At 61.7% G+C, this 23,613-nt stretch carries 21 protein-coding genes and 1 other RNA gene; 14 read left to right on the forward strand and 8 right to left on the reverse strand.

The annotated features are described in order from the left end of the window. Window positions 1-192: 192 nt before the first annotated feature. The 4 genes from pyrC to htpX all read left to right on the forward strand — a co-directional run bounded on the left by pyrC (window position 193) and on the right by htpX (window position 3,832). The gene (gene pyrC, locus ACFQND_RS18570) at window positions 193-1,254 is read left to right on the forward strand and encodes a dihydroorotase (protein ID WP_371436975.1); all 1,062 of its coding nucleotides are present in this window, start codon (window positions 193-195) and stop codon (window positions 1,252-1,254) included. Further along, window positions 1,254-2,045 carry an NYN domain-containing protein gene (locus tag ACFQND_RS18575; RefSeq protein ID WP_371436976.1) on the forward strand — a complete coding sequence of 264 codons (792 nt, stop codon included), beginning with the start codon at window positions 1,254-1,256 and terminating at the stop codon, window positions 2,043-2,045. The genes pyrC and ACFQND_RS18575 overlap by 1 nt, the downstream gene beginning before the upstream one ends. A 23-nt stretch (window positions 2,046-2,068) precedes the next feature. Beyond that, window positions 2,069-2,806 carry a DUF3025 domain-containing protein gene (locus tag ACFQND_RS18580; protein WP_371436977.1) on the forward strand — a complete coding sequence of 246 codons (738 nt, stop codon included), beginning with the start codon at window positions 2,069-2,071 and terminating at the stop codon, window positions 2,804-2,806. A gap of 141 nt (window positions 2,807-2,947) precedes the next feature. Continuing rightward, window positions 2,948-3,832, forward strand: coding sequence for a protease HtpX (htpX, locus tag ACFQND_RS18585; protein WP_371436978.1), 885 nt, complete (start codon window positions 2,948-2,950; stop codon window positions 3,830-3,832). Window positions 3,833-3,895: 63 nt separating this feature from the next. On the opposite strand, the gene ACFQND_RS18590 is transcribed toward htpX, so the two are convergent. Continuing rightward, entirely contained in the window at window positions 3,896-4,789 is an 894-nt protein-coding gene (locus ACFQND_RS18590) for a LysR family transcriptional regulator (RefSeq protein ID WP_371436979.1), read from the reverse strand. A gap of 93 nt (window positions 4,790-4,882) precedes the next feature. On the opposite strand from ACFQND_RS18590, the gene ACFQND_RS18595 reads away from it, so the two are divergent. Continuing rightward, entirely contained in the window at window positions 4,883-5,761 is an 879-nt protein-coding gene (locus tag ACFQND_RS18595) for an aldo/keto reductase family oxidoreductase (protein WP_371436980.1), read from the forward strand. A 12-nt stretch (window positions 5,762-5,773) separates the two neighbouring features. Here ACFQND_RS18595 and ACFQND_RS18600 read toward each other — a convergent pair whose 3' ends face one another. After that, window positions 5,774-6,445 (reverse strand): ProQ/FINO family protein, encoded by a 672-nt coding sequence (locus ACFQND_RS18600; protein WP_371436981.1) that lies wholly within the window; start codon window positions 6,443-6,445, stop codon window positions 5,774-5,776. Between the two features lie 163 nt (window positions 6,446-6,608). After that, window positions 6,609-8,234, reverse strand: coding sequence for an NAD(P)/FAD-dependent oxidoreductase (locus tag ACFQND_RS18605; protein WP_371436982.1), 1,626 nt, complete (start codon window positions 8,232-8,234; stop codon window positions 6,609-6,611). Window positions 8,235-8,372: 138 nt separating this feature from the next. Here ACFQND_RS18605 and rnpB point away from each other — a divergent pair. After that, an RNA gene (gene rnpB / locus ACFQND_RS18610) (RNase P RNA component class A) lies at window positions 8,373-8,713 on the forward strand. 61 nt (window positions 8,714-8,774) lie between these two features. On the opposite strand, the gene ACFQND_RS18615 is transcribed toward rnpB, so the two are convergent. Together ACFQND_RS18615 and ACFQND_RS18620 are read right to left on the reverse strand one after the other, a co-directional pair. Then, the gene (locus ACFQND_RS18615) at window positions 8,775-9,296 is read right to left on the reverse strand and encodes a DUF2127 domain-containing protein (protein ID WP_371436983.1); all 522 of its coding nucleotides are present in this window, start codon (window positions 9,294-9,296) and stop codon (window positions 8,775-8,777) included. 31 nt (window positions 9,297-9,327) lie between these two features. Beyond that, window positions 9,328-10,989 carry an MBL fold metallo-hydrolase gene (locus ACFQND_RS18620; RefSeq protein ID WP_377414307.1) on the reverse strand — a complete coding sequence of 554 codons (1,662 nt, stop codon included), beginning with the start codon at window positions 10,987-10,989 and terminating at the stop codon, window positions 9,328-9,330. A 134-nt stretch (window positions 10,990-11,123) separates the two neighbouring features. On the opposite strand from ACFQND_RS18620, the gene ACFQND_RS18625 reads away from it, so the two are divergent. After that, window positions 11,124-12,125 carry a tripartite tricarboxylate transporter substrate binding protein gene (locus tag ACFQND_RS18625; protein ID WP_371436985.1) on the forward strand — a complete coding sequence of 334 codons (1,002 nt, stop codon included), beginning with the start codon at window positions 11,124-11,126 and terminating at the stop codon, window positions 12,123-12,125. Window positions 12,126-12,169: 44 nt separating this feature from the next. Here ACFQND_RS18625 and ACFQND_RS18630 read toward each other — a convergent pair whose 3' ends face one another. Further along, on the reverse strand, window positions 12,170-12,715 hold the full coding sequence (locus ACFQND_RS18630) for a carboxymuconolactone decarboxylase family protein (RefSeq protein WP_371436986.1): 546 nt from the start codon (window positions 12,713-12,715) through the stop codon (window positions 12,170-12,172). A gap of 68 nt (window positions 12,716-12,783) precedes the next feature. Here ACFQND_RS18630 and dapF point away from each other — a divergent pair, with 68 nt between their 5' ends. The 3 genes from dapF to ACFQND_RS18645 all read left to right on the forward strand — a co-directional run bounded on the left by dapF (window position 12,784) and on the right by ACFQND_RS18645 (window position 15,601). After that, a complete protein-coding gene (dapF, locus tag ACFQND_RS18635) occupies window positions 12,784-13,659 on the forward strand; it encodes a diaminopimelate epimerase (protein ID WP_377414310.1) in 876 nt (291 codons plus the stop codon). Window positions 13,660-13,892: 233 nt separating this feature from the next. Continuing rightward, window positions 13,893-14,585: a DUF484 family protein gene (locus tag ACFQND_RS18640; RefSeq protein ID WP_377414313.1), complete on the forward strand. Its 693-nt coding sequence runs from the start codon at window positions 13,893-13,895 to the stop codon at window positions 14,583-14,585. A gap of 26 nt (window positions 14,586-14,611) precedes the next feature. Further along, window positions 14,612-15,601 carry a tyrosine recombinase XerC gene (locus ACFQND_RS18645; RefSeq protein ID WP_377414316.1) on the forward strand — a complete coding sequence of 330 codons (990 nt, stop codon included), beginning with the start codon at window positions 14,612-14,614 and terminating at the stop codon, window positions 15,599-15,601. On the opposite strand, the gene ACFQND_RS18650 is transcribed toward ACFQND_RS18645, so the two are convergent. After that, window positions 15,598-17,457 carry a sensor domain-containing diguanylate cyclase gene (locus ACFQND_RS18650; RefSeq protein WP_377414319.1) on the reverse strand — a complete coding sequence of 620 codons (1,860 nt, stop codon included), beginning with the start codon at window positions 17,455-17,457 and terminating at the stop codon, window positions 15,598-15,600. The genes ACFQND_RS18645 and ACFQND_RS18650 overlap by 4 nt on opposite strands. 230 nt (window positions 17,458-17,687) lie before the next feature. Here ACFQND_RS18650 and ACFQND_RS18655 point away from each other — a divergent pair, with 230 nt between their 5' ends. Together ACFQND_RS18655 and ACFQND_RS18660 are read left to right on the forward strand one after the other, a co-directional pair. Then, window positions 17,688-18,953 carry a class I SAM-dependent rRNA methyltransferase gene (locus tag ACFQND_RS18655; RefSeq protein ID WP_371436991.1) on the forward strand — a complete coding sequence of 422 codons (1,266 nt, stop codon included), beginning with the start codon at window positions 17,688-17,690 and terminating at the stop codon, window positions 18,951-18,953. Between the two features lie 285 nt (window positions 18,954-19,238). Beyond that, window positions 19,239-20,300 (forward strand): CobW family GTP-binding protein, encoded by a 1,062-nt coding sequence (locus ACFQND_RS18660; protein ID WP_371436992.1) that lies wholly within the window; start codon window positions 19,239-19,241, stop codon window positions 20,298-20,300. Window positions 20,301-20,498: 198 nt separating this feature from the next. Here the strand turns inward: ACFQND_RS18660 and ACFQND_RS18665 are convergent, their stop codons facing one another. After that, complete coding sequence (locus ACFQND_RS18665) at window positions 20,499-20,816, reverse strand: hypothetical protein (protein WP_371437113.1); 318 nt, start codon at window positions 20,814-20,816, stop codon at window positions 20,499-20,501. On the opposite strand from ACFQND_RS18665, the gene dksA reads away from it, so the two are divergent. Both dksA and ACFQND_RS18675 read left to right on the forward strand, forming a co-directional pair. Continuing rightward, window positions 20,761-21,555, forward strand: coding sequence for an RNA polymerase-binding protein DksA (dksA, locus tag ACFQND_RS18670; RefSeq protein ID WP_449301355.1), 795 nt, complete (start codon window positions 20,761-20,763; stop codon window positions 21,553-21,555). The two genes, ACFQND_RS18665 and dksA, sit on opposite strands and share 56 nt — an antisense overlap. A 39-nt stretch (window positions 21,556-21,594) precedes the next feature. Beyond that, the gene (locus tag ACFQND_RS18675; protein ID WP_371436993.1) at window positions 21,595-23,400 is read left to right on the forward strand and encodes an STAS domain-containing protein; all 1,806 of its coding nucleotides are present in this window, start codon (window positions 21,595-21,597) and stop codon (window positions 23,398-23,400) included. Window positions 23,401-23,613: the final 213 nt, after the last annotated feature.

The raw sequence follows: 23,613 nt of genomic DNA on the forward strand, positions 1-23,613 counted from the left end.
GATTCTTCTGGTTGGGCGGATTGGCGCTGGTGACGCCAAAAGCAGGTCCTGGGCCTTTTTGTGGCCTGCGGTGCATGGTAACGGCTGGGCTCATGCCCATGCCTAAGGGCTTTCCTTAGGCGGCCTGGCAAGCCCGATACGGCGGGTGGCTGGCAGGGCATGGGAGCAGGCTGTAAATGCGACAATTCGCACATGACTTCAGCGACCACCTCCACCACCCTCACGATCACCCGCCCCGACGACTGGCATCTGCATGTGCGCGACGGCGACGCCCTCAATACGGTGGTGCCGCACACGGCCGCGCAGTTTGGCCGGGCCATCATCATGCCCAACCTGCGTCCGCCGGTGACCACCGCGGCCCAGGCGCTTGCCTACCGTGAGCGCATCCAGGCCGCCGTGCCTGCGGGCGTGAAGTTCGAACCGCTGATGACCCTGTACCTGACCGACAACCTGGCCGCAGATGAGATCAAGCGGGCCAGGGACGCCGGTGTGGTTGCCGCCAAGCTGTATCCGGCAGGCGCCACCACCAACAGCGACGCAGGCGTGACCGATTTGCGCAAGATTCACAAAACGCTGGAAGAGATGCAAAAGCAGGGTTTGCTGCTGCTGGTGCACGGCGAAGTGACCAGCTCAGACATTGACCTGTTTGACCGTGAGGCGGTGTTCATTGACACCCAGCTGATTCCGTTACGCCGTGACTTCCCCGAACTCAAAGTCGTTTTTGAACACATCACCACAAAAGAAGCAGCCCATTACGTACGTGACAGTGACCGCTTCACCGGCGCCACCGTCACGGCGCATCACCTGCTGTACAACCGCAATGCGATTTTTACCGGCGGCATCCGCCCGCATTACTACTGCCTGCCGGTGCTCAAGCGCGAAACCCACCGCATCGCATTGGTCGAGGCGGCCACCAGCGGCAATGCCAAGTTTTTCCTGGGCACCGACAGTGCGCCGCATCCGGCGAACCTGAAGGAGCATGCCACCGGCTGCGCGGGTTGCTACACCGCGCATGCCGCCATGGAGCTGTATGCCGAGGCCTTTGACGCAGCCGGCGCCCTGGACAAGCTGGAGGCTTTTGCCAGCTTCAATGGCCCTGCCTTTTATGGCTTGCCGCGCAATGAAGGCACCATCACGCTGAAGAAGGAAAGCTGGTTGCCGCCCGAGAGTTATGCATTCGGCAATGCCGAACTCAAGCCGCTGCGTTCCGGAGAGAGCCTTCCCTGGAAGCTGACCAATCCAGCGGGGACATGATGGACCGCAAGCCGCGCGTAGCCCTGCTGATAGACGCCGACAACTCGCCGGCGTCCAAGATCGACCTGATCCTCAATGAGTTGTCGACTTTCGGCGAAACCAATATCCGGCGCGCTTACGGCAACTGGAAGAAGAATGAACTCAAGGGCTGGGAAGAGGTGCTGCATGAGCATGCCATCCGGCCCATGCAGCAGTTTGATTACACCAAGGGGAAGAATGCCAGCGACATGGCCATGGTGATCGACGCGCTGGAGCTTCTTTATACGGACCGGCCTGACGCCTTCGGTATCGTGTCTTCGGACGCCGACTTCACGCCGCTGGTGATGCACCTGCGTGCCAAGGGTGCGGCGGTCTACGGCTTTGGCGCGCAAAAAACGCCTGAGCCTTTTGTCAACGCCTGCTCCAGGTTTTTGTACCTGGACAAGCTGCGGCCCATGGCTGCCGGTGATGCGGCGGCAGGCGTCCATGGCAGCGATCGCGATGACCGCGACGATGGGGAGGCGGTTTCTGCCGCGCCCCTGCGTGCCACGCCCGCGCAGCTCAAGCAGGATGCCAAGCTCGTCATGTTGCTGCGCAATGCCGTGCAGGCGGCCGCCGATGATGACGGTTGGGCGCGTGTGGGTGCTGTCGGCACACAGATCGCCAACCAGGCTTCGTTTGACCACCGTAATTATGGTTATGCGACCTTGACCAAGCTGCTGGTGGCCACGCAGTTGTTTGATATTGCCGACGAGGGCAAGTCCACCGTGGCGGTGCGCGACAGGCGCTTGCACAAATCGGCACGGGCCTGAAAGGGCTGCTGCCGGTGTCCGCGATGCCGACGATTGACTGGGGCCGGCCCTGGCTGCAGCCCTGGCAGGAAGCGGGTGAACGTATTGCGCGGTCCGTGGCATCGGGCGCCGCCTTGCATCAGGCGCTGAATGCGGCGCAGGATGCACCGGTGTGTTTTGTTCCGCAAAGCGCGCTGCCGGACGGCGAGCCCTACGAGAGTTTTATTTTCAGGACCGGCCAGTGCCCGACGCGCGAAGGCCTCCATGATTTTTTCAATGGCCTGTGCTGGATGCATTTCCCTGAAACAAAAAAGAAGCTCAACCAGCTGCAGGCGGCAGCCATAGCGCAGGCCGGTGTGCAGCAGGTACGCGGCCCGGTGCGCGATGCGCTGACCCTGTTTGATGAGAATGCGGCTTTTCTCCTGGCGCCGCAAGCGCTCTGGGACGCGCTGGTGGCGCGAGACTGGCGGCGCCTGTTTGTCGACCTTCGCCCGCTCTGGCAGCAGGCGCAACTGGTGCTGTTTGGCCATGCACTGCTCGAGAAGCTGGTTTTTCCACGAAAACCCATCACGGCCCACGTCTACCGGGCGCAACCAGCTATAAATTCAATAGCGGGTTCGCTGGCCGGGCTGGACGCCTGGGCGGCCTCTGACCTGAGCGCTGAAAAGCTCGCCAGCAAGCCGTTTGCGCCCTTGCCGGTGCTGGGTGTGCCGGGCTGGTGGGCAGAAAACGAGAACTTTTCCTTTTATGATGACTCACTTGTATTTCGCCCGCGCAGATAAAAACAACACATAACATCGCGCCGGCAGCTACCGCCAGTGGCTTGATTTGGGACAAAAAATCCCCATTTATCTGGAAATGCAGTGTTTTCTGCGGCCCTGAGGCTGCCCAATATCCAAGTTATCGACTCCCACGGAGAATCCATGAAACGTATTATTTTGTTTGTAATGACCAACCTTGCCGTTGTGGTGGTGCTGGGCATTGTCGCCAGCCTGCTGGGCGTCAACCGTTACCTCACGCCCCAGGGGCTGAACCTCGGCATGCTGCTGGGTTTTGCCGCCGTCATCGGTTTTGGCGGTGCCATTATTTCCCTGCTGATCAGCAAGCCGGTCGCCAAATGGAGCTCGGGCGTACGCGTCATCAACCAGCCGCAAAACGCCGATGAGGCCTGGATTGTCGAGACCGTGCGCAAGCTGGCCACCACAGCCAACATCGGCATGCCGGAAGTCGGTATTTTTGAAGGTGCGCCCAACGCCTTTGCAACCGGCGCCTTCAAGAATTCGGCCCTGGTGGCGGTTTCAACCGGTCTGCTGCAAGGCATGACGCGCGATGAAATCGAAGCTGTGCTCGGCCACGAGATTGCCCACGTGGCCAACGGCGACATGGTCACCATGACCCTGATCCAGGGCGTGATGAATACTTTTGTCGTGTTCCTCAGCCGTGTGATCGGTTATGCGGTGGACAGCTTCCTGCGCCGCGGTAACGACAACAATTCGGGCCCCGGCATCGGTTACTACATCAGCACCATCGTGCTGGACATCGTGCTGGGTTTTGCCGCAGCCATCGTGGTGGCCTGGTTCTCGCGCCATCGCGAGTTTCGCGCGGATGCGGGTTCTGCCGCTTTGCTGGGCAGGAAGCAGCCCATGATCAACGCGCTGGCCCGCCTGGGCGGCATGGTGCCTGGCGAGTTGCCCAAGACCGTGCAGGCCATGGGCATCACCGGCGGCATTGGCAAGCTTTTCTCGACGCATCCGCCGATTGAAGAGCGTATCGCGGCCTTGCAGAATGCCCAGCCTGGGCAGGTTTGATCCGGCGCTGCAGGTTAGCCATTAAAGAAGCCGCTGCAATCGCAGCGGCTTTTTTTCACCTGTCTATGTCCTGATGAAATCGATAAATGCCCGCAGCGGCGCGGGTACAAGACGGCGTCCCGGGTAATACAAGAAGGGGCCGGAGAAACGCGGCCACCAGGGTTCCAGCACGGGTTCCAGCGTACCTTTGTCCATATGCGGACGCAGCCAGTCCTCGAAGAGGTAGATGATGCCGCTACCTGCGACGGCGGCATCCACGGCCAGGTCCACTGCGCCGCCTACGCTGACGATGAGGGGGCCGACAGGATCAACCTTCACGGTATCGCCCTCGTGCTCAAATTCCCAGGCGGGCATGGCGCCACTCGTGAACTTTCCGCGCAGGCATGCGTGGGCCAGCAGCTCACGCGGATGGGCAGGGCGGCCGCACCGGTCCAGATACAGAGGCGAGGCGGCTGCGGCGAAGCGCTGCTGGCGAGGCCCGATGGGCACGGCGATCATGTCCTGCTCCAGCCGTTCTTCATAACGGATACCGGCATCGCAGCCGGTCGCCAGCATGTCGACAAAGCTGTCCTCTGCGACCACCTCCAGGCGTATGTCCGGGTAGGCGGCCAGGAAAGGCGGCACGATGCTACCAAGCACCAGCCTCGCAGCACTGACCGGTACATTCAGGCGCAAGGACCCGGCGGGCCTGTCCCTGAAACCGTTCACCACGTCCAGGGCCGCCTCCATTTCGTTCAGGGCGGGGGCAAGGCGGTCCAGCAGGCCCTTGCCCGCCTCGGTCGGGACAACACTGCGGGTTGTACGGTTGAGCAGCCGCACGCCCAGTTGCGCTTCAAGGCGTCGTACCGCCTCGCTGAGTGCGGATGCGCTGCCGCCGCTTGCACGCGCACCCTCGCGAAAGCCTCTGGCACGCGCCACCGTCACAAAGGCGTTCAAATCGCCAAGATCAATTTTCATTGTTCGCTAATCCATACAGCCTGTGTTGATTGTGCCTAATTGTGGCAATGAAGGACAAGGCCTACCATCCAGCATCTTTCAAGGAGACCGACCATGTCCAGCATCAATCAGTCAGGCAATTTCACCCTCGGCGACCGAGCAGTCAGGCGTCTTGGTTACGGCGCCATGCAGCTGGCAGGGCCTGGTGTGTTCGGTCCCCCCAGGGACAAGGCTGCAGCGCTGGCCGTGCTCCGGGAGGCTGTTGCGAGCGGGGTGAACCATATCGATACCAGCGATTTCTATGGCCCCCACATCACCAACCAGCTGATCCGCGAGGCGCTGCATCCCTACAGGGACGACCTGGTGATCGTCACCAAGATCAGTGCGCGGCGCGGCGAAGATGGGTCATGGATTCCGGCCATGTCGCCCAGGGAGTTGACGCAGGCGGTCCACGACAATCTTCGTAACCTGGGCCTGGATGTGCTGGATGTTGTCAACTTTCGCAGCATGCTGGGCATCCATGGGCCTGCCGAGGGCTCCATTGAAGAGCAGGTCACGGTGTTGGCGGGGCTTCAGCAACAAGGCCTGGTGCGCCATATTGGACTGAGCAACGTCACGCCGGCGCAGATTGCACAAGGGCGCAGCATCTGCAAAATCGCCTGTGTACAAAATCATTACAACCTTGCGCACCGGGATGACGATGCGCTGATTGACGATCTTGCAAGCGAGGGCGTCGCTTATGTGCCGTACTTCCCGCTGGGTGGTTTCAGCCCGCTGCAGTCGTCCACCCTGTCTGCGGTTGCCGCACGCCTTGGCGCCACGCCTTTGCAGGTTGCGCTGGCCTGGTTGCTTCAGCGCGCGCCCAACATCCTGCTGATTCCGGGCACGTCGTCGGTGGCGCACCTGAAAGAGAACCTGGCTGCTTCCGGCATGCTCCTGCCGGAAGATGCGCTCAGGGAACTCGACAGCATGGAGAGCGCTGGACCCCACTGAGCTTGCTGTGTCTTATGCGGCAGGGGCCTTGATGGCCTCAAGCGCGCGGCTGACGTCTGCAGGCTTCATGCCGTACATGTCGGCAAATTCCTCCACGGTTTTGCCACTGGCCGTGAAGGTTCGCGCCAACGCTTCGTGCCTGGCGGCAATCAGGCGCACTTCTGAAATGGCATCGTCCAGCAATGCGTTGGTGGCTTCATCCTGCACGCGGACCCGCTCTGCATAGCCTTCGGGTGTCAGGCCGGAAGCCGCTATCGCCTCCACCAGCCGCTGCACCAGCTGCGGTTTCAGGTCTTCCTTTGACCGCAGTTGCCGGCGGCGGAAAATTTCCAGAATCGCATGGTGCACGTGCTCGGGCGAAACGGGCTCCACCGGGTTGCCGTCAAGGTCATGGCGAGGGTGACCAGCTGCCACACTTTCAAGGTAGCGCGTGGAGCGGGCATGCTGGCCCATGGCGAACTTGAGTTCGTCCTTCTTGAATTCCTCGGGGTGGCGGGCCAGCAAGTCCTGGAACACGCCGAGTTTGAGCGGCAGGAATTGCGCGCCAAACAGCTTGGGGTAGAACTCGAACAGGCGCTCCAGCACCGGGTTGACCGGGCGTGCCTTCTGCTGTGTCGGTGCGGGCCGGCGCCGGCGGTCGGGACGGCGCGAGTTGTTGGGCGTGGCGGAAGGGGTGTCGGTCATGTCGTCGCTTCAGATCATGGGTGGTTGGGCAACGGCCGGAGGAAGGTCCGGGCCGCAAGAGGCAAATGCCTGGCAGCATGCCAAACTGGAAAAGAGGTTGGCCGGATGTTAGCGCGGCCTGAAAGGTGTGACGGGATTGTCGGTCATGAGGGCTATTGATGATTCAGGCAATGCCCGTGATGCTGCGCGCTACAGCCTCGGCCACCTCGATGCCGTCCACGCCAGCCGACAAAATGCCGCCGGCGTAGCTGGCGCCTTCGCCGGCCGGATACAGGCCCTTGACGTTGAGGCTCTGGAAGTTGTCGCCGCGTGTCATCTTGAGCGGGGACGAGGTGCGTGTTTCCACACCGGTCAGCACCGCGTCGTGCATGTCGAAACCGCGTATCTTTTTGCCAAAGGCCGGAATCGCTTCGCGCATCGCCGTAATCGCATAGTCCGGCAGGGCGCTGGCCAGGTCGGTCATGCGTACGCCGGGTTTGTAGGAGGGTTCCACACTGCCCAGCTGTGTCGAGGCCTTGCCGGCCACAAAGTCGCCGACCAGTTGACCGGGTGCTTCGTAGTTGCTGCCGCCCAGGGTGAAGGCGTGGGATTCAAGCTGGCGCTGGAAGGCGATGCCTGCCAGGGGTCCGCCGGGGTAGTCGGTCGGTGAAATGCCGACAACGATGCCGGCATTGGCATTGCGTTCGTTACGCGAGTATTGACTCATGCCGTTGGTCACGACACGGTTGACTTCAGACGTGGCAGCGACTACCGTGCCGCCCGGGCACATGCAAAAACTGTAGACCGAACGGCCGTTGCCGGCGTGGTGTACCAGCTTGTAGTCGGCCGCGCCCAGTAACGGGTGACCGGCGTGCTGGCCCAGCCGCGCGCGGTCAATCAGGCCTTGCGGGTGTTCAATGCGGAAACCCACCGAGAAGGGTTTGGCTTCCATGTAGACACCGCGTTCGTGCAACATGGTGACGGTGTCGCGCGAGCTGTGGCCCAGCGCCAGCACCACATGGTCGGCGCGCAACTCGTAATTGGTTCCATCGTTCAGGTTTTGCACGGTCAGGCCGCGGATATGCCCATCTTCGATCAGCACATCGCTGACGCGTTGTTCAAAACGCACCTCGCCGCCCAGCGCGATGATTTGCTCGCGCATGTTCTCCACCACCTTGACGAGTTTGAAGGTGCCGATATGGGGTTTGCTGACCAGCAGGATCTCGGCGGGCGCGCCGGCCTTGACGAACTCGTTCATGACCTTGCGGCCCAGGTGGCGCGGATCCTTGATCTGGCTGTACAGCTTGCCGTCTGAAAAGGTGCCGGCACCGCCTTCACCAAACTGCACATTGGATTCGGGGTTGAGTATCTTTTTGCGCCAAAGGCCCCAGGTGTCCTTGGTGCGTTCGCGGACTTTTTTGCCGCGCTCCAAGACTATGGGCTTAAACCCCATTTGCGCCAGCAGCAGGGCCGCAAAAATCCCGCAGGGGCCGAAACCGACGACGACTGGCCGCACGGCAGGCGCGGGATCGGCATGGGTCACCGGGTAGTAGTTCTGGTCCGGCGTGGGGCGGATATGCGGGCTGGCTTCGAACTGCTGGAGCAGGCGTGCTTCCAGCGCGGGGGAAGACAGCTGTACATCGACGATGTAGACCAGCAGCAGTTTCTGCTTGCGTGCATCGTAGCTGCGTTTGTAAATGCTGTGGCTGAGGAGGTCGCCAGGGGCAATGCCCAGGGTTTTGGCGATCAGCAGGGGGAGCGCGTCATCCGCATGGTCTAGCGGGAGCTTGAGTTCATTCAGGCGAATCATGGGGCCGGGTACTTTCGTGGATCTGTTTTTCGGATCTGTGCCTATTTTAAGCGGTCTGCGCTTATGCCACGAGCGCAGCCAGCTATTGATTTGATAGCGTTCGGGAAGCGTTGCAGAAAGGCGGATAATCAGGCCCGTGAAGCCTGCCAGACCGCCGCTGGTGCAATTCCCGAAAGGGAGCACTGGAGGAACGTCCGGACTGCACAGGACAGCGTAGGAGGTAATACCTCTCCACCGTGAGGTGAGGATCAGAGCAACAGAGACGAGTCGGCCTTGGGGTCACCCCGGGGCCGGGTGAAACGGGCAATCTCTACGCGCAGCAATACCAAGTAGGCCAGCGTTGATGTGGTTCCGCAGAGCTGGCGGGTAGGTAGCACCGAGCCGGGTGGGCGACCCCCGGCCCAGATTAATGGCGGTCACACCGGGTCATCGCAAGGTGGCCAGGTGCACAGAATCCGGCTTATCGGCGGGCTTCACACTTTATTCAGATTTCGTCAAAGCGGGCGCGCTTATCGCCAGGCGGCCATCGGCTGCAGCGCATTACACGGAGTGAAAAGCGTGCGGGCCTTTTTTCATCCGCAACCAAAGCTGAAAGGCCAGAAAACCCACCATCACGATATTCGCCAGCAACACACCGGCATTGATCAGGGTCGTGCGATGCATCAGGTGCGCGATTTCGAGCGGGATGTACAAGGCGCCGGACAGCGCGCCCAGCCACTCGGCCCAGACTTTTTCCCGCCACAGCCCGTAGGCCTCCAGCATTCGCACGGTGATGTAGGCCAGTGCCACGGGCGCCAGTGTGCGCAGGTCTATGCCGTTGAGCAGGTCCGCGTAGTGCAGCAGCAGCTCGGGGTAATGCATCTCCGGGTCTAGGTGAAAATGCCAGAGCAGCGCCAGCACCAGGCGGCGTACGTCATAGTGCAACAGCCCGAGCAGGCCCAGGCCGGCAGCCAGCGCGGCAATGCCCTTGAAGGCCTCAAAAAAGGCAATGGCCCGCAGAGCGCGCCGCCGCGCTGTCGGGTGAGGTTTTTTCAGAACAGGCAAAGTCGTGCGGGTACTCATGTATGTGGTGTGGCCTGGCAATGCCGTCACATCAACTGCTGGTCATGTTCAAGGCCTGAATCCGCTCCACATGCGCCAGCAGCGAACGTTTGGCAATGGGCCAGATGCGCTCATGTACATCGTCATAGGCCAGCGGCACCCAGTCGTCCAGCGTGCCTTGGGGATTGGCCTGCATCACGGCCAGCACTTTGGCCTCTCGTTTGAGCCGGTGGTTCTTAAGCTGGGCGATGGCGGCTTTGGCCTCGCCCAGCACATAACCGTGCGCCGGCAGGATGAAGTCTATGCCGTGCGCATCGCAGGCGGCGCTCAGGTTGTCCAGCGAGTCGAGGTAGGCCGTCATCGCGCCGTCGGGCGGGTTGACGATGGTGGTGCTGCCGTTCAGGATGTGGTCGCCGCTGAACAGCAGGCCGTCTTCGAGCAGGACCAGGCACAGGTGGTTGGCCGCGTGGCCTGGCGTGTGCATGACCTTCAGGGTATGGGTGGTTTCGCCTTCCGGTCCTTTGGATACGAGCGCAAGCAGCTCCTGATTTTGTAGCGCGCGGTCGGGCGTGAAGGCGCTGTCCGCGCGTGCAGTGGCCTGCGAAGGCAGGCCGAGAATCGGCGGCCTGGCCTTGCCGCCTGCTTCGCAAAGGGCTTGCAAGGGTTTGGCCCCGGGTGAATGGTCCGGGTGCGAATGGGTGCAGACAATCATGCGGATGTCGCCGCCGGCAGCGGCATGCAAACGCGCCAGGTGGTCCCTGTCCAGCGGGCCTGGATCAATGGCGATATAACCGGTGCCGGCATCGCCCACCAGGTAGCTGTTGGTGCCCGGCCCGGTCATCACGCCGGGGTTGGGCGCGGTCAGGCGCATCACGTTTTTCAGCAAGGCCACGGCTTGCTCCGTCTGCCAGTCCAGCTTGTGCAGTATCTGCCCGTCGGGGCAGGTCAGTGCCAGCTCGCCGAATGGCGCTTCATGCTCCATGTAGCGCGCGTCCTTGCCCGCCAGCAGGCCGGCGCGCGGGCAGGAGGTCCATAGCGGCTGCTCTGACGCACAGGCTTGCAGCACGGCATCGACGCTGGTGTAGGCCTGCAGCCGCTGCAGCGTGCGTATGGTCGGGAAAATAATGAAAAAGTCGTGCGCAGCGTGCCTGGCCAGTGCGTCAGCGGGACGCACCCAGATGGGTTCAAATTGCTCGGCTTCGTCGGCGACCGGCTCCTGGCCTTCGGGCATGCGCGCAACCAGAAAGGGCACGTCAAAGCGGCGCGGCAGGTCACGGTCCGTGATCCAGTGGGCCAGCACAAACACCTCGTCGCCGGCCAGCGTCAGTTTTCTTTCGCGGCACTGTGCCGCAAACGGGGCCTTGCGGTCCAGCGTGGCGATGTCGCTGGTAGTCGCATGGCTGCCATCGGCATGGCGTGCCAGCAGGACACCGAGTTCCTCGAAGCTCTCGCGTATGGCTGCAATCGCCTGCGTGAGGTGCAGGTCGCTTTGTGTGGCCCGCCGGGTGGACTGCGCATGGGCGCTGGCATCGGCCGCGTCAATGCCGCCGCCGGGAAACACATAGGCCCCGGGTGCAAAACTGGCGCTCATGGAGCGGCGCGTCATCAGCACCTCAATGCCGTTGGCGGTATCGCGCAAGAGCAGGACGGTGGCCGCAGGGCGCAGGGCAACCGGGTCGCGCTGCGGGTAAAGGAGTTGGGAAGGTCTGACCATGGACTGATTTTGCGCGAAATGACGGCAGGCCGCTGGCGTGCCCGGTGATCGATAGCATGCTAAGTGTTTACCGCAATGGTGCCCTGGATGCCTGTTGCAGATACTCGCCTCACCTTGTTTACAGGATTTGAGCCATGAAAATTTTGATTTCCAGAACGGCCCAGGCTGTCGCGGCCGTGGCATTGAGCGTCGTCAGCCTGGGCGTCATGGCGCAAGCCGCTTCGACAGGCTCAGGACAGGCCTGGCCAGCCAGGCAGCCGATCAAATTTGTTGCGGTGTTTCCGCCCGGTGGCTCGGTGGACCAGGTCGCGCGCATCCTGGCGCAACCGCTGTCGCAGCAGCTTGGCCAGAACATCGTTGTCGAAAACAAGGGCGGCGCTTCCGGCTCCATAGGTGCTGCTGCTGTGGCGGCGGCACCGGCAGACGGCTACACCTTTGCTGTCGTGTTTGACACCCATGGCGTCAATCCGGCACTGATCCCCAGTTTGCCCTTTGACAGCAAAAAGGACTTGCCGCCGGTGATACTGGTGGGCACCTCCCCCATGGTGCTGGCAACCTACGCCGGCAGCGAATACAAGACCTTTGCTGATGTCGTAGCCGCGGCCAAAGCAAAGAAAAATGTGAGCTACGGCAGCATAGGCTCAGGCAGCCTGGGCCACGTGGCCATGACCCTGCTGGGCAAAAACGGCGGCATTGACTGGACGCACATTCCCTACAAGGGCGGCGGCCCCTTGATGAACGATGCCGTGGCGGGCCATGTGCCCCTGTCCATAGGCTCAGTGTTTGTCACCAAGCCGCACATAGACAGCAAACGCATGCGCCCCCTCGCCGTGACCACCTCGGCACGGGCCCGGGAACTGCCTGATGTGCCAACCCTGGCCGAGAGCGGCTACCCGGGTTTTGAAGCGCCCGCATGGTGGGCAGTGCTGGCGCCGGCGAAGACACCGCCCGAGATACTCAAGCGCATGAACGAGGAACTCAACAAGACGCTGAAGAACCCGGAGATCGCCAAAAAACTAGAGGCCCAGGGCATTGACGTGCTGGGCGGAACGCCAGAGGCGGCGCGTGGGTTTATCGAAAAACAGATGGATATCTGGGCCAAAGTTGTCAGGGACAACGGCATCAAGGCGGACTAGGTACGTCTGTTTCCGTTCAAAAAAAGGGCCAATGCGGCCCTTTTTTATTCCTCCGGCGACACGCCCAGCGCCACGAGGAAACGCGCCACCATGTTGTAGGTGGCAATCGCGCTGGTCAGCTCCACCAGTTGTGTGGTGTCGAAGTGCCGGCGCAGCGCATCAAACACCGCATCGCTGACTTTCACGTCCAGCGTCATCTGTGCGGCGTACTGGACCACGAGCTGCTCGACCACACCCAGCGCGGGGTGTGCCGTGGTTTGCCGTGCATCGCCCTTGACCAGGACATTCAGTGCATCCAGCTCGGCCTGCGTCCCGCCTGCGGCCAGGAAATCCGGCGCATGGTGTTTATATTCGTAGCTGGCTCCGGTCAATAGCGCCACGGTGCAGATGCCCAGCTCGCGCAGCTTGCGGCTGGTCGGCAGTTCAGTACGCACGGCCTTGAGGTAGATGTTCCAGCCGCGCGCCAGCGGTTCGCTCCAGAGCAGGGCCTTGTCCAGGTTGATGAGGGTGCCTCCGCGGCGCGCCAGGATGGCGTCGACCAGCTCTTGTGGCTGGGTTTTCAGGGCGGGGGTCCAGTCGGGAATGCGCATGTCCGGTCTTTCTTCAGGGTGAGTCAATGGGTTGGCGGTGAGGCATGGCCTCGGCGGATAATGCCCGGATGCTAATCCGATTTACCAAAATGCAGGGTGCGGGCAACGATTTTGTGATGCTCGACGAGACCCGGGGGCCGCTGGGCCTGAGCACGGCGCAATACCGTTTTTTGGCCGACCGCCACTTTGGTGTCGGGGCCGACCAGATTTTGTCGGTGCGGCCGTCGCCTGAGGCCGGCATAGACTTTGAGTACGTCATCCACAATGCCGACGGCGGTGAGGTGGAGCAGTGCGGGAACGGCTCGCGCTGCTTCCTGCGTTTTGTGCGCGACAAGGGCCTCACCAGCAAAGACACGGTGAGAGTCAAAACCCTGAGCGGCGTGATCGAACCCAGCATGCAGCCGGACGGCCGGGTGCGGGTGGACATGGGTGCGCCCGTCTTTGAGTTGCCACTGGTGCCCTTCGATGCGTCCGGTTTGACGCCCGTAGCCGTAAATTCATGGAAAAAGTGGCCGCTGGCCGGCGTCTATACAGCGCCGCAAGCTCCTGTTTTGATAGCGGTCCTGTCCATGGGCAATCCGCATGCGGTGCAAATCGTGGACGATGTGGATGCGGCACCGGTCGCTGAAACCGGTCCGCTGATTGAAAACCATGTGCGCTTTCCGCGCCGGGTGAACGCCGGCTTCATGCAGCTTGTCTCGCGCAGCCAGATCCGCCTGCGGGTCTACGAGCGCGGCGTGGGCGAGACGCTGGCCTGCGGCACCGGCGCTTGCGCGGCGGTGGTGGCCGGCATCCGGCTCGGCCTGCTTGACAGGCGGGTGGACGTGCAGACGCGCGGCGGGCAGTTGACCATCGAATGGTCGGGCGCGCTGGACGCGCCGGTCATGATGACCGGGCCGGCCACGACCGTTTTTGAGTCAGAAATTGAGATTCCGGAGTTGTAATCCACCCCCGTCCGGGCTCACTGCGTGTAGCCTGTTCCCCCCTCAAGGGGGCGGCGCCTGCGGTCTGGCAAAGCCAGTCCCGCGGCCCCACTGGTTGTGCCTGCTGGAACTCTTCAACCAAGCATGAGCCGCGGAACCGGCTTTGCCGGGCTGCAGGCGGGCGGTCCCCTCGGGGGGGCAGGGAGTTACACGAAGTGAATGACCGTGGGGGCCTATTTACCTACAATCCCGACATGAACCCTACCGACCACTCCATCACTGAAGACGACATCGCCAACTTCCTGGCGAACACTCCCGACTTTTTTGAGCGCCACGCAGAGCTGCTGGCCAGCGTGCAGTTGTCCAGTGGCCACGGCACGCGTGCCGTCAGCCTGCAGGAGCGGCAGGCCGGTTTGCTGCGCGACAAGATCAAGGGCCTGGAAGCCAAGGTGGTGGAGATGATCCGTTACGGCCAGGAGAACGTGGCCATCGCCGAGAAGCTGCAGCGCTGCACGCGCAACCTGCTGCTCACGGCCCATGCCCGCGACCTGCCGGCCACCATCGTCAACGAGCTCAAAAAGCAGTTTTCGGTTCCGCAGGCGGCCATCAAGGTGTGGCAGGTCAACGGGATTTTTTCAGGCGAAGGTTTTTGCACCGGCGTCAGCGAGGATGCGCAGGCATTCGCATCCTCCCTGACCGAGCCCTATTGCGGCGTGAATTCCGGTTTTGAGGCTGCCAGCTGGCTGTCCGACCCGGCTCAGGCCATGTCGCTGGCGCTGGTGCCGCTGCGTGCAGGACCGGGCCAGGACGCCTTCGGCATGCTGGTGCTGGCTTCACCCGATGCGGAGCGCTTCCAGAGCGACATGGGCACGGAGTTCCTGGCGCAGATAGGCGATCTGGCCGGTGCCGCGCTGACGCGCCTGCTGCCGCAGGCTGCTGCCGAGTAAGGATTCCTGTGACAGGCGGCGTGGCCATGGACCCTGCAGCCATCGATGCAGTGCCGGATGCCGACCCGCTGGTGGAGCGTTACCTGGAGCATGTGCGTGTTGAAAAACGCCTGGCACAACGCACCGTAGAGCTTTATGCCCTGGACCTGCAAAAACTCCAGTCCAATGCCCTTCAGGCCTCGGTTGTGCTGACGGCGGTGCACAACACCCACGTGCGGCGCTGGGTCGCGCAAATGCACAGCGGCGGGCGCAGCGCCCGCGGCATTGCGCTTATTTTGTCGGGCTGGCGCGGTTTTTATACCTGGCTGGGCCGCGAGGGCCTGGTGGGCAGCAACCCGGTGCAGGACGTGCGTTCGCCCAAGGCCGCCAAGCCGCTGCCCAAGGCGCTCAGCGTGGACGAGGCCGTGCAACTGGCCGGCTACGAAGAGCCGGCTGGTGACGGCGATCCGTTCATCGAGGCGCGTGACCATTGCATCACCGAACTGCTTTATGGCTGCGGCCTGCGTATCGGCGAACTGGTGGGGCTGGATGTGCGAGCCAGCGGGCAGGCGCGCGGCTGGGTGGACGCCGATGCCGCTGAAGCGCATGTGCTCGGCAAAGGCTCCAAGCGGCGCAGCGTGCCGGTCGGCAGCAAGGCCCTGGAAGCGCTGGATGCCTGGCTGCTTGCCCGGGCCAGTTGGGCGGGGGACGATGCGGCGCTTTTTATCAGCCAGCGCGGGGGCCGTCTCACGCCGCAGCATATCCGGGTGCGCCTGAAACAACGCTCGCTGAAAGCCGGGCTGGCGACGCCCGTGCATCCGCACATGCTGCGGCATTCATTTGCCAGCCACGTGTTGCAGTCCAGCGGCGATTTGCGCGCGGTCCAGGAACTGCTGGGCCACGCCAACATCACGACTACACAGGTCTATACACGGCTTGATTTCCAGCACCTGGCCAAGGTTTATGACGCGGCGCACCCCCGGGCGACGCGGGCGGCTGCAGTTGTGCCGCCCGATAAAACAAAAAAATCCGGCTAGTCGGGGATGGGGACTGCTTCCCTGCGGGTCCTGTGGCGCCTCGGTGGCGGCGGATTTTCGCCCAGCATGAACACCGCTTTCTTTTCCGTATTCGATGCCGAGGCCAGCCGCTCCTCCAGCCTGGTCAGCAAGCCCTGGGCATTGGAGCCCTGGTCAGGCACCAGCGCGTAAGCCACCCGCACCTGCGCTACACAGTCCACATGCATGCCCTTGTAGGGCATGAGGCAGCGCGCCACAATGCGCGGGCCCAGCGTGGCGGCGTCTTCGGCACTGAACGGTCCTTCGACCAGCATGCCGAAGCGCCGGGCCGACAGGCGCGCCGCGCTGTCGATCTCCCGGGCCGTGGACAGCAGGCGCTCCGCCACGCGCAGGGGCAGTTCCTCGGCGGCCTTGCGGCCGAAGTCGCGCTGGGTTTGCTCGGTGTTGACGATGTCTATGAGCATGACGGCGCTTTGATGCCTGAGCCGTTCCGATCGCGCGATCATGCGTATCAGGCGTTCGGCAAACACATGGCCGTTGATCAGGCCGGTGGCCGGGTCAACCCGGTCCAGTCCCTGGATGCGGCGCGTGTTTTCGCGCCGGTGCTGGCTGCGCAGCATCAGGATGACCATGATGATGGGCAGCTCGATGGCGACACCGATCTGGGTGCCGTGCTGGGTCATGAAACCGATGGGCACCAGGCCTGCATTGCGGGCCATCATGTAGGCCGCTGCGGCCATTACCGGGAAAAGGCCGAGCAGCAACCATGGCGCAAACCGGTCGCCCCGGCGCCAGGTCCAGACCAGGGCGTAAATCGCCAGCACCTGCGGCAAAAATACATAGAACATGAACAGCCTCATGCGTTGTTCCTGGGGAACGATTGCAAGTGCAACTGCGAGGAGCACGCCAAACAGCGCCACGCCCGCCAGGCTGCGGTGCAGGCGCAGGGAGCGTTCCGGCAGTGAAACGGCGGCTGACACAAACATGAGCGTGGCCGCCAGTTCCAGCGTCGGCAATACCGATGTGGAGACGTCGTTCCACCACGGGGCATTGGGCCACAGGTGCAGCCCGCCAATCCCCGTGACGGTGGCCTGTGTCAGCCCGGTCAAGGTGACGGCCAGTGCGTAAAAGCCGTAGGCCGGGTCGCGCAGGGACAGGGCGCTGATGGTTGAAATAATGGCTGCCAGGCCTATCAGCCCAAAGAAAATGCCAAGAATGAGCGACACGCGCTGCTCGGAGTGGCTCAGGTAACTCTCGCTGACAAACTGAAGCGGGGCGCTGAAGGCGTGGCCGTTTTCAAGGCGCAGCAGGTAGCTGGTAGGTACCTCGGCTGACACTGCAATGGGGATCAGGGGATGGCGGTGCGGTACCGGCCATTTGTTCACGGCGACCAGGTCACCCGCCTTTTGCTCGCCCCATTGGCCTGCGGAGTCCAGCGTGTAAAGCGAGGCCTGGTTGATGGAGGGGTAGGGAATTTCGATGTACCAGCGCTCGGCATCCGGGGCGGGCGGCACGGTGAAGCGGATCCACAGTGCCTGGCCCGCGGTCATCGGGTAAATCGCCTGCTTGCTGGTAGGCTGCCAGGGTATATCTTGTCGTGCGGCCACCTGCGACGGTGTGAGCTGGGCGGTTTTGTCAATCCAGTAGTCGCCCCAGTCCTGCAGCGCGACAGGTTGCTGCTGTGTGTCCAGGTCCAGCACGGTGCGCGACCAGGCGGGTGGGCTGGCCAGCGCGGCCAGCAAGCCTGCGACCAGGGCCAGCACCGCAATCATGGATTGCAGGGGACTGCCGTACCTGGACAAACCGGCGAAACCGGTGGTTCTGGCCTGTCTTGTCGTTTGGTAAGGCCGTAGTGCCAGGATGTACTTAAAAATCATTAACCGGGCATTGTCGCAAAATTTTGAAAAATGGTCGCCCCCTTGAAACAGGGGGATGCGGGTGTGTGCTGTTGTAGCGGGTGGATTATTTTTGCTGAATCCAGGCCTTACTGCCTGAAAATTCGCCGAAAAGCCGCCAAAAAGCAATATGTATTTGCTCAAACCTCTCGCGTCCGGATGCTTGCGGGCGGCACGGGCCGTGAAAATTGGGGAGGCGCGACAATAGCCGCATGAAATCAATACGACTCAGAGAGGGCAAGGACCGCTCACTGCTACGGCGCCATCCATGGATTTTTGACGGTGCCATTGCCAAGGGCGGCGGTGATGCCGGCGAAACGGTGCGCGTGGAAAGCCACGAGGGGCGTTTTCTGGGATGGGCAGCTTTCAGCCCGACTTCAAAAATCCGTGCGCGGGTCTGGAGTTTCGATGAATCCGAACATATTGATGCTTCCTTTTTCATAGCGCGCATCAAAAGCGCTGTGGAGGCCAGGAGGCTGTTTGATATAAAAAGCGATGGTCTGCGCCTGGTTCACGGTGAGTCCGATGGTTTGCCGGGGCTGGTGGTGGACCGTTATGGCGACACGCTGGTGGCGCAATTTTCAAGCTGCGGCACCGAGCGCTGGAAAAGCGTGATTGTGCAGGCCCTGCTGGCGCAAACCGGTTTGACCCGGCTTTATGAACGCTCCGACGCCAGTGTGCGTTCCCTTGAAGGCCTGCCGGAAGCCACAGGCTGGTTGGCGGGAGGCCCGGCCCCCACGCTCGTCGCTTCGCGTACTTCGCTGCCCCCCGAGGGGGCTGATTTTCCTAGGGGCGGCCCGTCGGAAAATCGCGGCGATACTGAAATCATCATCACGGAACACGACTGGAAGCTGAGCCTGGACATCGCCGAAGGCCACAAAACCGGGTTCTACCTGGATCAGCGCGACAGCCGCCAGAAATTTGCCGCCTATGCCCGCCGCCTGCAGTTCAAACGCGTGCTCAATTGCTATTGCTACACTGGTGGGTTTACCGTGGCTGCGCTGGCCGGCGGCGCGGCCCATGTCACCTCGATTGACTCGTCCGGCCCGGCCATCGAACGTGCCGCCGCCAACGTGGCGCTGAACGGGTTTGATGCCAGCCGCACCACCATGCAGGACGCGGATGTGAATGCCTCGCTGCGGCAGTTCCTCACGCAGGGCCGGACATTTGACGCCATCGTGTTGGACCCACCCAAGTTTGCGCCCACAGCCGCGCACGCCGAACGTGCCGCACGCGCCTACAAGGACATCAACCGGCTGGCGCTCTCAATCCTGGAGCCGGGCGGCGTGCTGTTTACCTATTCCTGCTCGGGCGGCATCAGCGCCGACCTGTTCCACAAGATCGTGGCGTCGGCCGGCATGGATGCGCAGGTGGATGCCTTCATCAGCGAGCGTATGGGCGGCGCGCCGGATCACCCGATGACGGTGACTTTTCCGGAAGGCGAGTACCTCAAGGGCCTGGTGTTGCTTAAAAAATAGCTCAAAAAGCCTGTTTTTGGAGCCAAATTGGCCTGTGGCCCAATAAGAAAGCGCGCCAACAGCTATTTATTTGATAGCGTGGTTCAGGGCCAAAGAGGTGGCTGGTGCGCCCGGCGCTTGACACGGGCTGTAAAGTGAAGATGCTGGGATTGGTATTCAGGGCCGCGCACGAGCCGGCCTTGACTTGACCGCTAAACTCCCCACCTCAGAGGGCTCCCCCGGGATATTTTCTGCGGGATATTGTTCTTTTTTGATTTCATTGATCTTGATCGTTAGGCAGACACCATGAGTTTGATTCCCGTCACCATCCTCACCGGCTTTTTGGGCTCCGGCAAAACCACGCTGCTCAAGCGCATCCTGACCGAGGCCCACGGACAGAAAATCGCCGTGATTGAAAACGAGTTCGGCGAAGAAAACATCGACAACGAAATCCTGGTGAACGACACCCAGGAAAACATCATCCAGATGAACAACGGCTGCATCTGCTGCTCCATCCGCGAAGACCTGCGCGAAACGCTGCAACTGCTGGCCGCCAAAAAGCGCAAGGGCCTGCTGGACTTCGAGCGCGTGGTGATTGAAACCACGGGCCTGGCAGATCCCGGCCCGGTGGCGCAGACCTTTTTCATGGACGAGGAAATCGCCGAGCAGTACCTGCTGGACTCCATCCTGACCCTGGTGGACGCCAAGCATGCCGCCACCCAGCTCAATGACCGCCAGGAAGCGCGCCGCCAGGTGGGTTTTGCCGACCAGATTTTCCTCAGCAAGACCGACCTGGTGGCCAAGGACGAGGTGGATGCACTGATGCACCGGCTCAAGCACATGAACCCGCGCGCGCCGCAACAAGCCGTGCATTTCGGCGAAGTCGCCATCAAGGACGTGTTCGACCTGCGCGGTTTCAATCTCAATGCCAAGCTGGACATTGACCCGGACTTCCTTAAGGAAGACGAGCATGCCGGCCATGATCACGCGGCGCATGACCATGAACACGGCGAGCATTGCGACCATCCATCCCATGCCCACGAAGGCCATGGCCACCATCACCACCATGATGATGACGTGAAAAGTTTTGTTTTCCGCTCGGACAAGGCGTTCAGCCCTGCCAAGCTGGAAGACTTCCTGGGCGCCATTGTCAATATCTACGGTCCCCGCATGCTGCGCTACAAGGGCGTGCTGAATATGGAAGGCACCGACCGCAAGGTGATCTTCCAGGGTGTTCACCAGCTCATGGGCAGCGACCTTGGCCCGGCCTGGGCGGAGGGGGAGACGAAAACCAGCAAAATGGTCTTCATCGGCATTGATTTGCCGAAAGATATTTTCCTGCAGGGCCTGGAGCAGTGCCTGGTTTGAGGTAGGCTGTCCGCACATTGTGCAAAAAGCGCGAAAAAGCGCGGTGGAGCCTTATGTTTGTATCGATTCTCCAACGGTTTGGTTTTAGTGCAGTACGCTACCCCGGTCAGCCGCTACAATCGCGCGCCGACAGAAATACCCGGGCAAAGCAATCGGGAGTTTGGCCAGGGGTTCGCTCCGGGGCTGATCCAGGGGCGGCTACCAGAGGAGACATGCAGTGAAAGTTCCAGCGAAAAAATCCAGGGCGCCTGTAAAACCAGTCGCCAAACCGGCCGCAAAGGCAAAAACTGCGGTAAAAGCGGGCAAGCCTGTACCAGCAGCCAAGAAAAAACCGGTGGTAAAAGTCGCCCCCAAAGCCGCGGTTGCGAAAAGCAAGGCCGTGGTGAAAGCTGTTCCCAAAAAACCGGCCGTGGCGGCCAAAAAAGTGCCTTCAAAAACTGCAAAAACACCCGCCAGACCGATGCCAAAGATGCCCGTAAAGGCGGCGAAGACCGCAAAGGCGCCTGTGCCGGCCAAGCCGGCGCGGCCAGTCAAAGTCGCTCCTGCTGCGGTGACGGGCAAAAAGCCCGCCGCCCCAGTCATGGTTCCTGCCCCCTTACCCGTTCCGCGCCCTGCCGAAAAAACAATGCCCATTCCCGCGCCACCGGCGCTAAAGCCCGGCCGAAGAAGTTCTGCCCGTGCAGTCTCACAAATGCCCCCACCCGCACCGATGGTGCCTACCCATGCGCCTGACGCAGCAAAAGCCAGTTATTCAACAATGACCGAACGAGTTATCGCACCACCACCTCACGTGGCTGCCAAAAAAGACCCCAAGCTTGCCAACAACTGGAAAACAAAGTCCGCTGAAGAGTTGACCGATGATGAAGTCAAGGCCATGCCGGACAGTGAGTACATGAACGAAAAGCAGCTGGCTTTTTTCCGCCACAAGCTGTCCATCCTCAAGCAGGACATCCATAACAGCGCGGGCGAAACCACCGAACACCTGCGCGAGGATACCGTTGTGGTGCCCGATCCTGCAGATCGCGCCACCATAGAGGAAGAGCATGCCCTAGAGTTGCGCACGCGCGACCGTGAGCGCAAGCTGCTCAAGAAGATCGAGCAGTCGATCGCTCGCATTGATTCCGGTGACTACGGCTATTGCGACGAAACCGGAGAGCCCATCGGCGTTGGCCGGCTGATCGCCCGCCCGACCGCCAATTTGTCACTGGAAGCCCAGCAGCGGCGCGAGCTCAAACAAAAAATGTTTGGCGATTAAAGCCCGGCGCATGTCTTAAAGGTCTTCCAGCCGCTTCCCATGTCCAAAGAAGATACCTCATCGGGTTTGCTTTCCAAGGTAGTGAAGTTCGTCCGCAATCCGGCGACGAGCTGGTCCGATCTTGACACCAAGGAGACCGACCGCGACGAGGCCCTGAGCAAGCAATTGCTCAAGGAGATGATTGAGCGCAAGCGGCGCAACGATTTTGTGCGCAAACGCGAGTTCGACATGCTGCGCAAGATGCGCAAGCGAGAAGCCCTGGTCGGGCAGGACCCTACAGCCCGGCCTTCTTTTTTCCAGAGCAGCATGCCCTCCAAGCCGGATGACCGTGCCAATACGCTCAAGAAGATTGACGAGATTGAAGCCCAGATGTCCATGCAGTGGTGGAAAACCAAGCAGGGTACGTCTTCAACGGATTCGGTCAGCAGTTCCTCTTACGCGCCCAGCAGCCGCACCCCTGTCAGCGGCGGGCAGCCGCCGGTTTCCACCCATGTGCCCCTGCCTGCCGGATATGCGTCCACAGAACCCGTCGGCCTGTCGCATGCTGGCGATGGGGCAGCCAGAAAGCCGGCCAGTCCTCCTCCTTCGACGACACCTGCGCCACAACACCGTCCCATGGTTGCCAATGCACCTGTGCAGGCCGCCAGGATAGGCGGGCTGTCAGGCGTTGGCGTCAACAGCGATGACAGTGCTTCCAGCAGCTTTACGCCTTCCCGCCTGATGGCCGTGGATGTGGCGGAGGTCGCCCACGATGCCGAGCTGGAAGAGGCCTCCATCCGTTTTGCGAATGGTGATGATGCAGGGGCAGAAGCCGGTTTGCTGGAAATGCTGGCGCCCGGAGGGTCGCGGACCAGGCATCCGGAAACCTGGATGGCCCTTTTTGACCTGTACCGGGCTACCGCTCAACAGGACAAGTTTGAAACCGCCGCAATCCAGTTTGTACAGATCTTTGACCGCTCGGCCCCGCAGTGGTTTTCCATGCCCGAGATGGTCCATCAACTGGCCACGCTGGAAAGCAAGGCGGCCGGCAACGGCCCGGCGGCCGACTGGATCTGTCCTTCAGTGGTGGGTATTCAGACCATCGCCGCGCTCAAGGCCGCTCTGGCAAAGGCGCCCATGCCCTGGCGCCTTGACTGGAGCAACCTGAAAACCATTGATGCCACTGCGGTGGACCCGCTGTACAAAGTATTTGGCAGCTGGTCTGCACAGCCGGTGCAATTGCGTTTTATGGGCGATGCCCAGCTGCAGCAGGTGCTGCAAAAAGCGGCCCCCTCGGGGCAGAAAGATACCGGGCAGGAGTGGTGGCAACTGCGCATGGAAGTCCTGCGTGTCACGCACCGGCCGGACGAGTTTGAGCTTGCCGCACTCGATTTCTGTGTGACCTACGAAGTCTCGCCACCGGCCTGGGAGAGTGCTCGCTGCGAGTACAAACCGCTGGACCAGGACGGCGGGGCCGTCACGGGACACACTTTTATTGGCGATGTTTACCGCGACTCCACGCATTCCGGCCTCAGCGTCCTGGATGGCGACACCCACATGGACGGCATGAATTCACAAATGGGCGGGTTTGTTTCGGTTGAGCTGTCCGGGCAGGTGCAGGGGGATGCCATCGCAGTGCTGGACCAGCTTGAAGCCAGGGTCGCGGGCGCGGAAGTCATGACGATCGCCTGCGCCAAGCTGATACGGGTGGATTTCTCGGCGGCAGGCACCTTGTTGAACTGGGTGTCTGCGCGCCAGGGGGAAAACCGGGCCGTACAATTCTCTGACGTTAACCGGCTGGTCGCTGCATTTTTTAATGTGATCGGCATCACGGAGCATGCCCGGGTCGTCACCCGGATAGACTGAAAAGCCCGCCCTGAAACTCGTTGCCGTATCATTCGGCAACAAGGGTGTCCAAACCACGGCATCCAGGTGACATGCACCGCTGTCCGCCGGGTAGACTGGCTGGGTGCATTTGCTGCACCAAAACCATCTTTACAGGTCGCACCCCCCAGGCGCTCGCCAGCTCTGGCTTAAAGAAGTACTTTCACTACGTGTGCTAAGTGCTTAATTTAGAAC

The sequence above is a fragment of the Polaromonas aquatica genome, from assembly GCF_042659145.1.
Classification (GTDB): domain Bacteria; phylum Pseudomonadota; class Gammaproteobacteria; order Burkholderiales; family Burkholderiaceae_C; genus Polaromonas; species Polaromonas aquatica.